Source organism: Sediminibacillus halophilus, assembly GCF_900103695.1.
Lineage (GTDB): Bacteria > Bacillota > Bacilli > Bacillales > Amphibacillaceae > Sediminibacillus > Sediminibacillus halophilus.
Genome location: NZ_FNHF01000005.1, coordinates 179,897 through 192,757, shown reverse-complemented (window position 1 = coordinate 192,757; position 12,861 = coordinate 179,897). Strand labels below are relative to the sequence as shown.

Annotated in this window: 14 protein-coding genes; 11 read left to right on the top strand and 3 right to left on the bottom strand. The window is 42.7% G+C overall.

The window, feature by feature from the left end:
- Window positions 1–437, top strand: a 437-nt coding sequence (locus BLR82_RS21165) for a MucBP domain-containing protein (protein WP_175486839.1), incomplete at its 5' end; no start/stop codon positions are given.
- 178 nt (window positions 438–615) lie between these two features.
- Here BLR82_RS21165 and BLR82_RS16320 read toward each other — a convergent pair.
- Window positions 616–3,351 carry an ATP-binding protein gene (locus BLR82_RS16320; protein ID WP_245693848.1) on the bottom strand — a complete coding sequence of 912 codons (2,736 nt, stop codon included), beginning with the start codon at window positions 3,349–3,351 and terminating at the stop codon, window positions 616–618.
- 498 nt (window positions 3,352–3,849) lie between these two features.
- Window positions 3,850–4,920 carry an aldo/keto reductase gene (locus tag BLR82_RS16315; protein ID WP_074600534.1) on the bottom strand — a complete coding sequence of 357 codons (1,071 nt, stop codon included), beginning with the start codon at window positions 4,918–4,920 and terminating at the stop codon, window positions 3,850–3,852.
- Between the two features lie 176 nt (window positions 4,921–5,096).
- On the opposite strand from BLR82_RS16315, the gene BLR82_RS21160 reads away from it, so the two are divergent.
- The 9 genes from BLR82_RS21160 to uvsE all read left to right on the top strand — a co-directional run bounded on the left by BLR82_RS21160 (window position 5,097) and on the right by uvsE (window position 11,366).
- Window positions 5,097–5,267 (top strand): hypothetical protein, encoded by a 171-nt coding sequence (locus BLR82_RS21160; protein ID WP_175486838.1) that lies wholly within the window; start codon window positions 5,097–5,099, stop codon window positions 5,265–5,267.
- 180 nt (window positions 5,268–5,447) lie between these two features.
- Entirely contained in the window at window positions 5,448–6,071 is a 624-nt protein-coding gene (locus tag BLR82_RS16310; protein ID WP_074600533.1) for a spore coat protein, read from the top strand.
- A gap of 124 nt (window positions 6,072–6,195) precedes the next feature.
- Window positions 6,196–6,906, top strand: a complete 711-nt coding sequence (locus BLR82_RS16305) for a 5-formyltetrahydrofolate cyclo-ligase (protein ID WP_074600584.1) — start codon at window positions 6,196–6,198, stop codon at window positions 6,904–6,906.
- Window positions 6,907–7,127: 221 nt separating this feature from the next.
- Window positions 7,128–7,688, top strand: coding sequence for a helix-turn-helix domain-containing protein (locus BLR82_RS16300; RefSeq protein WP_074600532.1), 561 nt, complete (start codon window positions 7,128–7,130; stop codon window positions 7,686–7,688).
- Between the two features lie 52 nt (window positions 7,689–7,740).
- On the top strand, window positions 7,741–7,914 hold the full coding sequence (locus BLR82_RS21155) for a hypothetical protein (RefSeq protein ID WP_175486837.1): 174 nt from the start codon (window positions 7,741–7,743) through the stop codon (window positions 7,912–7,914).
- 40 nt (window positions 7,915–7,954) lie between these two features.
- Complete coding sequence (locus BLR82_RS16295) at window positions 7,955–8,209, top strand: hypothetical protein (RefSeq protein ID WP_074600531.1); 255 nt, start codon at window positions 7,955–7,957, stop codon at window positions 8,207–8,209.
- A 20-nt stretch (window positions 8,210–8,229) separates the two neighbouring features.
- On the top strand, window positions 8,230–9,060 hold the full coding sequence (locus BLR82_RS16290) for a hypothetical protein (RefSeq protein WP_074600530.1): 831 nt from the start codon (window positions 8,230–8,232) through the stop codon (window positions 9,058–9,060).
- A gap of 23 nt (window positions 9,061–9,083) precedes the next feature.
- Window positions 9,084–10,193, top strand: a complete 1,110-nt coding sequence (locus tag BLR82_RS16285) for a hypothetical protein (RefSeq protein WP_074600529.1) — start codon at window positions 9,084–9,086, stop codon at window positions 10,191–10,193.
- A gap of 219 nt (window positions 10,194–10,412) precedes the next feature.
- Window positions 10,413–11,366, top strand: a complete 954-nt coding sequence (gene uvsE, locus BLR82_RS16280; RefSeq protein ID WP_074600528.1) for a UV DNA damage repair endonuclease UvsE — start codon at window positions 10,413–10,415, stop codon at window positions 11,364–11,366.
- A gap of 122 nt (window positions 11,367–11,488) precedes the next feature.
- On the opposite strand, the gene BLR82_RS16275 is transcribed toward uvsE, so the two are convergent.
- On the bottom strand, window positions 11,489–11,971 hold the full coding sequence (locus BLR82_RS16275) for a hypothetical protein (RefSeq protein ID WP_139186989.1): 483 nt from the start codon (window positions 11,969–11,971) through the stop codon (window positions 11,489–11,491).
- Window positions 11,972–12,095: 124 nt separating this feature from the next.
- On the opposite strand from BLR82_RS16275, the gene BLR82_RS16270 reads away from it, so the two are divergent.
- On the top strand, window positions 12,096–12,788 hold the full coding sequence (locus tag BLR82_RS16270) for a response regulator transcription factor (RefSeq protein WP_074600583.1): 693 nt from the start codon (window positions 12,096–12,098) through the stop codon (window positions 12,786–12,788).
- Window positions 12,789–12,861: the final 73 nt, after the last annotated feature.

Genomic DNA, 12,861 nt, shown 5'->3' with positions numbered 1-12,861 from the left:
CAGAAGAAGCACAAACGGTGACGTATGTGTACAAACCGGTGGAAGAAGAACCGACACCAGCAGCCCCAGTCACAGTGAAATACGTGGATGAGGACGGCAATCCGCTTGCGGATGCAGAGGAGCTGAATGGAAATATCGGAGAATCGTATAAAACGACTCCTAAAGAAATAGATGGGTATAAACGAGTGAAAGTGGTTGGAAAGGAAACTGGCGAATTTGGAGAGGATCGACAAACAGTAACTTATATTTATGAAAAGATTAATGTTTCTAATCCTGATAAAGGAAAAGATGTCGGTTCCAAGCCATCTGTATCTGATGGTCAAAAGCTTCCTGATACTGCTACAGACTCGTATAATGTAATAGTATTAGGATTGATATTGCTTATCTCCGGGATGATTCTTGGATTTGTCTATTACAGAAGACAAAAACTATCATAAGGTTGGAAGATGATTCCCCTGTTATGTTTTTATCTAGGACTTAAGTGATAGGACAATGTAAACCTATCCTAATGGTAGTAAAACAATCCCCCCGTCGGTTTTACCGGCGGGGGGTTTTTTAGAATGTAATCAACGATATCGTGTTTATGTTTAACTCCAGGGAAGGGTGAAATGAGAATCACTCATCCCTTTGCTTTGGGATAGTAAAGCTAACTGTCGTCCCTTTGTTCGGTTTACTTTGAATGGTCAATCCATTGCCGTGAAATTGCTTAAGACGGCGTTCAACATTTTGTAATCCAACACTTGTTCGTTCGGAGGCATCTTCTTCTGTGAAAAGCTGGTTCATTTTGCTTTCAGTCATCCCTTTTCCGTTATCCCTAATGGATATCTTAATATAATCAGAATGTTTCGTTATACGGATTAGGATGGTCCCTCCACTTGCTTGCTGCAATATGCCGTGTTTCACAGCATTTTCCACAAGAGGCTGAATAGACAGCGGTGGAATCATAACTTCGATATTGGCATCGATGTCCCATTTTATTAATAACCGATTTCCGAAGCGAGTTTTCTCGATATATAAGTAAGAACGAACCAAAGCCAGCTCATGCTCTAATGGAACGACCGGATCTGTGTTATGAAAATCAAAACTAAGCCGCAGGTAATGGCTAAATGTTTCAAGAAGTTCTTGCATTTTTGTCCTATTCACATTACCCAGTGCAGCAATCGAATTTAACGTATTAAAGATGAAATGCGGTTGAATTTGTGATTGTAGCCATGCCCCTTCTATACGAATCCGTTCCTCTATGGAAGCCTTTAGGTTGGTTAACGCTTTTACCCTCGCTTTTAATTCCCATGAATCGATAGGTTTCATTACATAATCATTGGCCCCGGATTTGAAGCCTGTCACAATATCTTCTGGGCGCGTTCTTGCCGTCAACAGAAGCACTGGCAGCTCCGAGATAGAAAAACGCTTTCGTATTACACGTGTCAATTCATAGCCGGAAATTTGAGGCATCATGACATCAGAAATAACCAAATCATAAGATTCCCGTTCCAGTTTTGCGATTGCCTGGGATGGACTTGTCACACTGGTAACTTTATAGTCTGCCTTTTCCAGAATGACACGAAGTATGTCTAAATTAACAGGATCGTCATCAACGGTTAGTATATTTTGTGTTGTTTTTAAAGCATCGCCATCGGCAGAATGGGCTGATTCCACAGTTGCAGCTATCTTTTCATCTGTTTCTTCCCATGACGGATCATTAGCAGTTTGTTCCATTTTATTAAACAAAGGCAAGGTAAAAGTAAAAACTGTTCCTTTTCCTGGCGTTGATTGAACATGTAATGTTCCATTCTGAAGTTCGACCAGCTGCCTGCAAATACTTAAGCCCAACCCGAATCCACCGCTTGATCTGTGTGTACTCATTGCAGCCTGTTGGTAAGGCTCGAAGATAGTACTTAACTCTTCTTCCGGAATACCGATCCCCGTATCCTCGATGTGGATTTGTGCCATTCCATTTTTCAAGGTTGTGTAGATGGTAATAGTTCCTTTATCTGTAAACTTTATGGCATTATGGACTAAATTAAACAGGATTTGAATGACCCGATTTTCATCTGCCCATACTTCTGGAAAGTTATCTGGCACTTTTACTAATAATTGAACCGGTTTCCCATTTAACATTAATTTGGTCATGTCGATGACGCCGGAAACCACCGACTGTATATGCATCTTCTTTAAATGCATGGGAATAGTCTTTTCGTTTAGCCTGGTGACGTCCATTAAGTCATTCAACATACTGGTCATCCGTTGGCTTATATTCCTCATGACCGATAGGCGCTTTTGTTGTTCTTTATTCAGCGGATTTGTTTGATCCTCCAAAAGCGTCTGGATGATGTTAGAAATTCCATGCAGTGGATTTCTTAGCTCATGGGAAGTGTTTACTAAAAACTCATCTTTCTGTTTATTCTCTGCTTGCAGTTTTTCAGCAAGCTGTTTGTATCCGGTTGTAACGTGAAAAAATCTCTTAAACCAGAAAGCGGTGAAGCATAATAAGGTAATAATTAGGTCAAATGGATAGTGGATCATCTCTAAAGATGTATTACTTTCCACCGAAGCCCATCCAATATTTGTTCCTATACTTAAACAGCCAAGTATCAGGAAGATACTTTCCTCTTTATCCATATTTGCTTTGCGAAAGTTTATAACCGATAGGAAGAGGGACCAGACAAACACTGCCAGTAGCAGGAATTTGGACGTTTGATAAATATAACTTGGTGGGGAAAGCAGAATAAACCATGCGTACAAGAAACAATATAGGATAAAATAGCGTAAGATCTTTCTGGATACGAACTTTGTAAATAATTGATCAATAACCAAGGGGATGCATGCTCCGACCCCAATGTAAGCTAAATAAACCAATTTAACTTCCCAGGCATATTCAATCGGTACCCAATAAAGTATTAATTTATCGTCAGAACCGAGAACAGTGAAAATGGCACATAGAAGTAATATCGTAAAGTACAGCAAGCCCTTGGTTAGTGTAGAACGCATGAAATACAAGATAAAGGCATAAACACTATGTAGTAACAGGACAACAATCAGCAAAAGCTGTAGTCCTACAGATAGAAGGGTCTGAAAATGAATCGCTTCCGCTGTTCCAAAGCGGATAGGCTTGACGATGCCTCCACTTATTCGATTGCTGGATGCCTGTATAAGTAATTCGATTTCATTCCGTTCCGGTTTAAAGGAAACAGAATAGGGGACGTTGCTGCCTAGATGTTTTTCTTCTGCCATTGCTACTTCCCCAGCCTTACCTACTCGTTCTCCATTTACAAAAACAGTCGATGCATTAGTCAATCGATTAATTCTCAATCCAAACGTCTGCAAATTCTTGTCATCAAGCAATATTTGCAATCGGTATGTACCATAGGTGAAAGAAGGATTTCCCTTAAATGCTGTGTTCCAACTATCAGGGATATCTAAGTAAACAGAAGAGGGATTATCAATAGTTCCGTTTGATTCCAGAAGACTGGACGGATCTGTTTATTACTGAACTCCCATCCTCGTAAGTCGAGTACCCCATTCTTAGCGATTGGGCTATCAGGATAGTCTAAGGTTGTTAAAAAAGACATCCACGATAAGCGTATTAGTGTAATGGTTAAAAGGAAAAAGAAGATGATGAGGGCCCACTTAGATCTCTTTATACTTTTTAACATGGAATATTCCCAACTTTTTGTTTTAATTTAATAATAGGTTAAAAGATGAGAATTGTCACCCGGATATTGGGAATGTTTCGAATAATTCGGTATGTTGAAAAAATAAAGGTGAGCAATGTTAAAAAACGAGGAACGCGCCGAGATCAGAACGGTATTGCGCTCTGCATCCGGCACGTTTTGAATGAAACGTTTATCCTTAATCTTCCATTCCCATCGACTGTTTATATCCTTTTAGATACGGTATTTCCGATGGGCTGCCTTTTTCCAGGGAATTCATGGCGCGGTGCCAGTTAGGGTATAGAGGTGCCGGACGGGCAACCGATTCGATGCGGTCATGCTCATCCTGTGTCAGCTGAATATCGAAGGAAGCGATGTCTTCCTTCAATTGTTGTTCATTACGGGCAGCAATGACGATCGGGCCGACGTTCGGACGGTCTTTCACCCAAGTGTACGCAATTTGCGGCACGGTAGCATCGTGGTTGGCTGCGACTTCTTCCAGTGCATCGATCACCTGGTAAAGACGTTGTTGATTCTGTACCCAAGGCTCTGGCCAGCCCCCACCTTGACGCGTGTTTTCAGGAGCTGTTTTATTACGTCCGATTTTTCCGTTGAGAAGCCCTTCGCCGAGCGGACTCCAAATCATCGAGCCGATGCCAAGCTCGCTTGCTGCCGGCAGCAGTTCGTATTCCGCTTCGCGGGCCTCTGGGGTATAGTAAATCTGCTGGGTGATCGGCGGAATATAGCCAGGCTTATCCGCAATGGAGAATGTTCTTGCAAGCGCCCAGCCGCTATAGTTGGAAACACCCCAATAGCGAATTTTTCCGGACTTGACGAGATTAGTCATCGTTGCAACAGTTTCCTCAATTGGCGTCTGTCCATCCCATAAGTGGACAAAATACAAGTCGAGATAGTCTGTCCCCAGTCTCTTCAAAGAATGATCGATGGAGGTCTCGATATTGATACGGGAAGCCCCGCCGTCGTTAGGGTTGTCTCCCAACTGAAAGCCGGTTTTTGATGTAAGCAGCACTTCGTCCCGGCGTCCTTTAATTGCAGCTCCGAGTACACGCTCAGCATCTCCTTTTGAATAAAGGTTCGCCGTATCAAACATGTTGATTCCGGCATCCAAAGCAATATCGACCATTTTGCGCGCGTCGTCTTCCTTTATATTGCCGGTCGCCTCAAAACCATTCGTTCCACTGAACGGGATGGTGCCAAGTATATACTTGGGAACCCGCAGACCGGAATTTCCCAGGTTGATGTATTCCATGATATCCCTCCAATAAATTACATTATTTTAACTTGATACCCGGTAAATCGCATTGGCTAAACAGTTTTCAGAATTCCCGTCCTTTTATCCGCTCGATAAGTGACAAATCTCACATAGTTACAAAAACACCCCTGCTATAATAAAACCACATCAGCAGGAAGGGATGAGGAATTACGATGAATAAGCGATATATAAAAGTGTTGGGACTATATACATTATCTACTTTGATACCGGCGGTGATTTTTTCCGAGGAAGAGAGCGCCGCAAACTGGGCTGCAAAGACGGCTGCCGGTTATGGGATATTTGCTTATGGTTTGAAGGTGATGACCAAAAGAAAAAACGCTTAAATTGGTGACTTTCACAGGGCTGGATGGAGAAGGATGGCTTCATGTTTTTCACCATTACAGACTTTTTTGCTTTAGAACTATACACATAAACATGTTCGATAATGATAAAGTACAACTCATACATAAAACCCTCCTCCATGGAAAATATAAACATGAATCCATAAAGCAGGAGGTCATCGTATGGCGAAAAATCAAAATCAAATGCAAGGCGGTACGCAAATGCCGCAAAATATGGCGAACCAGGCCATGAATCACGGAGCTCACGAAATGCTGGACTCTCACGAGTTGATTGGCTGTTTAATCGGTGTGCTGGAGCAATACAAGTTGTACGACCAACATATTCAGGACCCTGAATTGAAGGGGATTTTGCAGCGCCAATCCGCCTTCTTGACACAAACATATAACACCGTTGTAGATAGCTTTCAAACGGGACAGGATCCGAACGTGCCGACTCAACAGTATAAGATGGAGCAAAGCAACGAGATCACGTATGGATTACAAGCTGGACAGCCAAAGAAACCGAAACAGTCCGTGGGTGAGCTAACGGACGAATGTTATTCTTCGTTTATGCTGAGTCAGACCAAAGCAGCAGCCTCTACGTTCACCATGGCGGCTGCAGAGATGAACAATCCAGTCCTGCGTCGTGTTGTTGCCGACAGCGTGCCGAACCTGATCGAGATGGGCTACGAGTTGTTTCTTTATCAAAACAAGCATGGGTACTATCAGGTGCCGCAGTTAAAAGAACAGGATATGATCACCATGCTGCAGGCTTATACGAAAGCCCCGCAACAAGGCATGCATTAAACAGTGAATGCAGGAATAAGAGTACTTCTCTTATTCCTGCATTTTTCCTTACCACTATCAAAAAGGAACCCTGTTACGGTAAAATATACGCATACATAGCAAAACGGATGGCAGGTGTGAAATGGTGGTAACAAAACAGGAAATACGTGAGAAGAAATGGGACTATTTAGCGGAACACAAACTGGGCAGGTTCCCTTTTCCTTTGCAAAATCGCATCCCGAATTTCAAAGGAGCCGAAATGGCAGCTAGATTTGTCACGAAGATTCCTGCTTACAAAGAAGCGAAGGTTGTTAAAGTGAATCCGGATGCTCCGCAATTACCAATCCGCTCACAAATTTTACGTGATGGGAAGGTGTTGCTTGTGCCCACTCCCCGTCTCAAAGCTGGTTTCATCATGGTGAAGCCAGAGTGGGTTCCGGATGGTGAAGAAAGAAGAGCGGCGAGCCTGTCCCATATAAAAGCCTATGGCAAAGAAATTTCGCTTGCAGAGCTTCCGAATATTGACCTGTTTTTCGTCGGTTCTGTGGCTTTACATCGGAAGGACGGTAGAAGAGTGGGCAAAGGAGCAGGGTTTGCGGATAGGGAGTACGCCATTATTCGGGAACTGGGAAATCCGGATATACCAATAGTAGGTACAATTCATAGTGCGCAGTTGACCGATGAAGACATACCCAGAGATCCTTTCGATTTAACGGTTGACTGGATTGCGACAGAAGCAGAACTGATCAGGATTCATTCCGGCTATGAAAAGCCAAACGGGATACAGTGGGAGCTTGTGACCGAGGAAGAATTGGAAGAAATGCCAGTGCTGAAGGAACTGCGTGAACGAAAATAAAGGTTTCATACAAATTCAATATGCAATACAGTAACAAACACTCGCCGATGTGGAGCAATCAACGTCGGGAGTGTTTTTTTAATTTCTGAGATAAAAGAAAAAATAAAATATGCTTGCTTGTTATGAATCTATACAGTATGATAAATAGTATTCGATGGATGACATGAAGAATTTTTAAAATTATTTATGTAATGAAAATATAAAAAGAAGAGAGGGAGACGATGAAAAGATTTATTTTGTTCACCAAGACAGGGGGCGAAAAATGGCCATTGCAGCTCTTTCCTTCAGAAACGGAAGCATTAGAACAACCGCTGGAAGATTTAAACGATGTGAAAGACGCAATTATCAAAAACGGCGGCCTGTATTATGTGAATACGAACAAACAGACACCTGCGAAGCAATTTATCTACCGGTCACAAATTGGGGCGATTTATGGACCATACACCATACCAGGGAATGATTCTTTGACCTTGGACCAGGTGATGTCGCTGAACGAAGCGGCAGCCAGATGGAAAAGCATCAGAAGTGTGGATACGATACGCAAGGCCATCCTGGCAAACCGTTTTTATGAGGGAGAAGTCCGCAAATCTGAATCTGTCTGGCTGGTAACCTATGGAGCGCTTGTCAGGTTGTTTGGCCCAGAGGATCACATGGAAACAGATGAAGCACTTATTTTGAAGGTCCAGGAGCCAAAGGATCCGAAATTCGAAGAAATCAAAAAAGGAAAAGTGGAATGGGTGGATTTATTAGAGAACAAAGAAGCCTCAAATAAGGACGGTTAGGGAATTTTCATGGCAACAAGCGAAAAGACTTCAGATGGAAGGCGGGGAACGAATGGCTGTTTTACAGTGGATTGCTTATATAATCGCGGGATTGCAATGTTTAGGACTGTTTTTTGCCACATGGGATGCGCTCACTTCCCTTTTAAAACGTCACAACAATTGGAAGAAATTCACAAAGGAAGATTACAGGCGTTGGAAAATCATCAAATACAAAGGTATGATATGAAAAGCTGTGCCTAAGAAATGATTGAAAAGGAGGAAAGACGATGAGGAAACAGAAAAAGGAAGCCATAAGTAATGCAAACCTTCATGTTTGCCCGATGTGTTTTGGCGGCGGTAAAATGCTGGTGCATGAATATGACGATCCAGAGACGAATTTAGCAGTCGGCGAGTATGAGTGGTGTACCTACTGTAGCGGAACAGGACGAATTCCTTCAGAAAAAGTGCCTGCAGACAGGGACGAATCTTTCAAGGGAGTTGCACTGCCGGAAGATATCATGAAGATTATCGAAGAGTTGTAAAAAAAGAAAGGGATGAGGGAATGGGAACATTGATCGGAATCGCAGTCATATTTTTTCTTTACTTTTATATTGTTATCAAATTTCCCAATGGGAGCATGGACGCATTTAAAGCCCGAATTGCTCAAATGGCAAAGGATTTGCAAAAAAGGGAAGAGGAAGTGGCACTCTTAAAAGGAAATTACAAGGAAGCCGTCTCCCTCAGCGAACAGCTCCATGATGATGTGTTGCAAGCTCAGGCTGTGCAGCAGCAACTTCTTCAAAAGAAAGAAGAATGGAAGCAAAAACACCAGACCATATCCAACCAAAAGCTTCACGAAAATCAAGCCCTTTATTTTACCCGCCAAGTTCCGGAAGAGGACTTCCACAAAGAAGATTTCGACATATTCAATGGGAACAGCCACGTACAGCAAGATGAATTTTTACATAATGAACAGCTTGAACCTCTGCAACAAAACGAATGGAAACTGGAAGAACAGCGGATACTGGCTGCAGAACTGGAGAATGACGCGTTGCAGACAATAGGGACGGATATGATACGAGATGAGACCGATCATGGAATGGTGAATGGCATGGGGTTTCATTTGCATGATCCGCAAAATCAGCCCGATCCAATTGAACATCTTGACGATGCCGCGTCAGGTCACAACAACGAATTTCCTGACAATCCATTTCCGGATGAACCGATAGATTCCATGCCTGACGACGGTTTTATCGACATACCAATAATGGATGTACCATCTGATGATGGATGGGATATGCCCGATAGCCTAGACCCTATTGATGACAGAATGGATACCTTGGATGATGGCATGGACATCTATGACAATATGCCGGATGATCCTTATCAATAAAAACAAAAAAAGGAGCGAATGCCATGGAAACGATTATTTCTTTTCCGTTTTTAGTACCTGTAACGATTATGCTGTTTGTGATGCTTTTTAATCAAGCATTTGGTGAAGAGCTTGTGAAAAGCGAAGCTAAAGGTTCACCGGGGTATATTGGGTATCATTTGCTGGCGATGGTGGCTCCGGAAGCTGCTTTTGCCCGTCTTTATAGCATAAATAATACGAATGCCTGTGAAATAAAAAAGGCTCAATACGGTGTTATAGCCATGTTTATCGCTTCGCTGCTGGTATGCTACAAACATGCTGTGACTGGCTGGGCTTTTTTCCCTTTGCTTGCCGATTTATTGATGACGGTTGGTGCCTTTTTCCTCGGAATCCGCGTGTGGGCTGCTGTTCGTGTCCACAACATTTATAAGCAGCGCAAGGTATTCCAATCACTCGAAAGCATGATTGCAGAAAAGCAGAAAGAAGCAGAAAAGATGGTAAGGCAACAAAAACTGCTGGAAAAGCAAAATAAAAAGCAAAGAGAGAAAAATTCACAAATAGAAGCAAGGAACAATCAGATCAACATCTATGTTGAAAATAAGCAACGGATGATTCAACAACACATGGACCGGGAGAAAGCAAAGGTTGACCTTATGCGCAGGAACATAGAACGGATGAAAAAATATGAAAGGCAAGATATTGTCGTGGCAATCGATACCAATATATTGATGGAAGGAGACGACTACTTAATCGATGAGTTAAAGAAGCACCGACTTTTGATCAGCAAAGATGTACAAATGGAATGGGATGACATCCATAAATTCGCAAGTGGTGAGAAGAAAAGAAAAGGTCTTCGAGCTCGGAACCGACTGAAAGACCTGGTGAAAACCGGAAAGCAAACAGGGAATCTTGTTCAGTTTACGGTGAAAAAGTGGGATAGTGAATTCATGAAAGAAAACAATCTTTTGGAAACCAATGACGACGATTGTATCATAGCCGACTATCTTTATGAGTACCAACAAGGCCGAAATCTTGTCGTCCTCTCGGGAGATCGCATGTTTGAAATCAGTGCCAGTGTTCATCTTCCTACCATAGAATTGGAAGATTATCAGTTATTTTCAAGGGAAAAACGCAAGGGGAAAATCGCAGGTTGAGGCACTGAAGCTACCGCCTGCTATCATGCTCTGGAAATGGGTATGATGAGTTTTTAACGGGAAGAGGAGTTACTGTTTTATGCGTGCAGGCTGGCCTGTCGAATATGCGCAAATAAACGACTGGCAGAGCGGGTTAATTGCCGCGTTAGTAACCCACGTATGAACCATTTTTTATCACAAATACTACCATCATCTATCCTCTTACGTGGGAGTGAAAAAATGTTACTCAGATTCGGCTACGTCTCAACTGCTCTTTCTTTATGGGAGGCATCGCCTTCCCGTACCCTAACGTTCACTAACTGGAGAAAGTTGGATAAGGATAGCAGGAAAGAAAAACTATATCATCTAACAGAACAGAATTTAGCCAACACATTACGGGCTTTGCACTATAACATTGCCCACGGCATTGACCTTTACCGGATGTCATCTTCGCTTGTGCCGCTTGCCACCCATCCGGAGGTGAAGTGGGACTTTGTGACTCCTTTTCGGCATCTTTTCGAGGAAATCGGGGCTTTGGTTAAAAAGCATGAACTGCGCGTCAGCTTCCACCCGAACCAATTCACCTTGTTTACAAGCTACCAGGATCATGTAACGGATAATGCGATCACTGATATGACCTACCACTATGACATGTTGGAAGCGATGGGCTTACATAAGGAAGCAACGATAAATATCCATGTTGGTGGTGCATACGGCAATAGGCAGGCAGCAATCGAACGGTTTAACCAAAACTTTATCAAGCTTGAGGAAAACATCCGCAGGCAAACGACCCTTGAAAATGATGATAAGACTTACACCGCAGAAGAAACCTTGGGAATTTGTGAAAAGCACGGCATTCCCTTTGTTTTCGATTTTCATCACCACTGGGCGAACCCCGGAGAGGGAGCTTATCAGGACTTACTCCCCAGAATCTTTGCCACATGGGAAGGAACCGGTAAGCGGCCTAAGTTTCACTTGTCTTCCCCTAAGTCAGAAAAACTGTTCCGGGCACATGCGGAATTTGTGGAAAAAGACTTTGCGATGGAATTTATCAACGCGTTAAAGGCCAACGGGAAATCCGCTGATATCATGATCGAGGCTAAAGCAAAAGATAAGGCAGCACTAAAGCTGGTGGAAGCGTTGGCCAAAGTCCGTGGGTTTAAGCGGGTGAAAGGGGCGGCGATAGAGATATAAACTATGTAATAAATTCCATACAGAGTGCGATCATTGGGTCACGCAATCGTTTCCGGGGAAAGTTTTTTAAAGAAGTGTGAAGGCCTTTTTGTGAACCAGGATAACTATCCGGTTAATTTTCATCACTCGTTCAAGTCAATCGTTAACGAGTTTGTATCTTCTTCGGGTGTAATGTTGATTGTTTTCAGTAGCGTTGTTGTGCTCTTTTCAGATCCGCTTAACCTATTCATGGCCGGTTCATCTGTGTCATTGTACTCGGTCCCGAATACGTTAATTGTATATTCGGTTAGGGTATGTAGAACTTCTTTTTCTTCATCTTTCTCGTCCATCACGAAGGATTTATCTTGTGGAAACACAGCGAGGTCCCCATGTTGGCTCCCGTCAGTTACAGTTTGGATTAAATAATACTGCCCTTCCTTCCCACCCTCGATTTTTAGTGATACTCCCACTCCTTTGAATACAACGGTTTGTTTGTGATGACTTTCTGGAGCAGAACTACATAGCAAAATGGCTGTCAAGCACCAACAAATAAACAAGCTGACAAACAGTTTGATGACGTCCACTTCCCTTTCCTTTTTTCTAGCTAGTAAACAATTACTAGACAAAGCGTGCATTTTCCTCTATCCAAAGGGAAAAGTAGTATTCTTTTGTACTGGTTCCGATCTGTGCGTATTGACTTCGCTTCAATTTCCGTGAATGATAAGGGTAGAAATGGACGGGGTGAAAAAAATGTATGATTCAACCAACATATTAGTCATAGAAGATGATGAAGATATCAATCGATTACTTTGTGGTATTATTCGTAAAAGCGGATATACAGCGAAATCTGCTTTTTCTGGAACGGAGGCAGTCATTTATCTGGATAGCCAGAATTGGGACTTGATCCTGCTGGACTTGATGCTTCCAGGCAAGTCTGGAGAAGAAATACTGGATAAAGTAGCACAAGAAAGTAATGTTCCGGTCATTATTATTTCCGCAAAGCTGGAGAAGCAGGTGAAGATTGATGCCCTGCGAACTGGAGCAGACGATTACATAGCGAAGCCGTTCGATAATGAGGAGGTCTCCGCCCGTATCGATTCGTGTCTGAGAAGGTATCGGCGGATGGCGGATAAACCTATTGTCCAAGAGCTCCGTCATAAAGACCTTGTACTCGACACGGAGGCAAAAACAGCGTCCGTGAGCGGACACGCTTTAAAGCTGACCGCAAGGGAGTACCAGATATTGTATCTTTTATTATCTTCTCCGAACAAGGTGTTTACCAAAGCGAACTTATTTGAGCGTGTTTGGAACGAGGAGTACTACGGAGATGATAATACTATCAATGTTCATATGAGCAATTTAAGAAGCAAGCTGTCCCAGGCGAACCCTGCTGAAGACTATATTGAAACCATTTGGGGGATGGGGTATCGGCTGAAAACTTAAGGTTTTCTTAAGATTTATCTTAAGCGTTTCTTATGTTTTCCTCCTTATAGTAAAAGCATGGTCGATGGAAAGG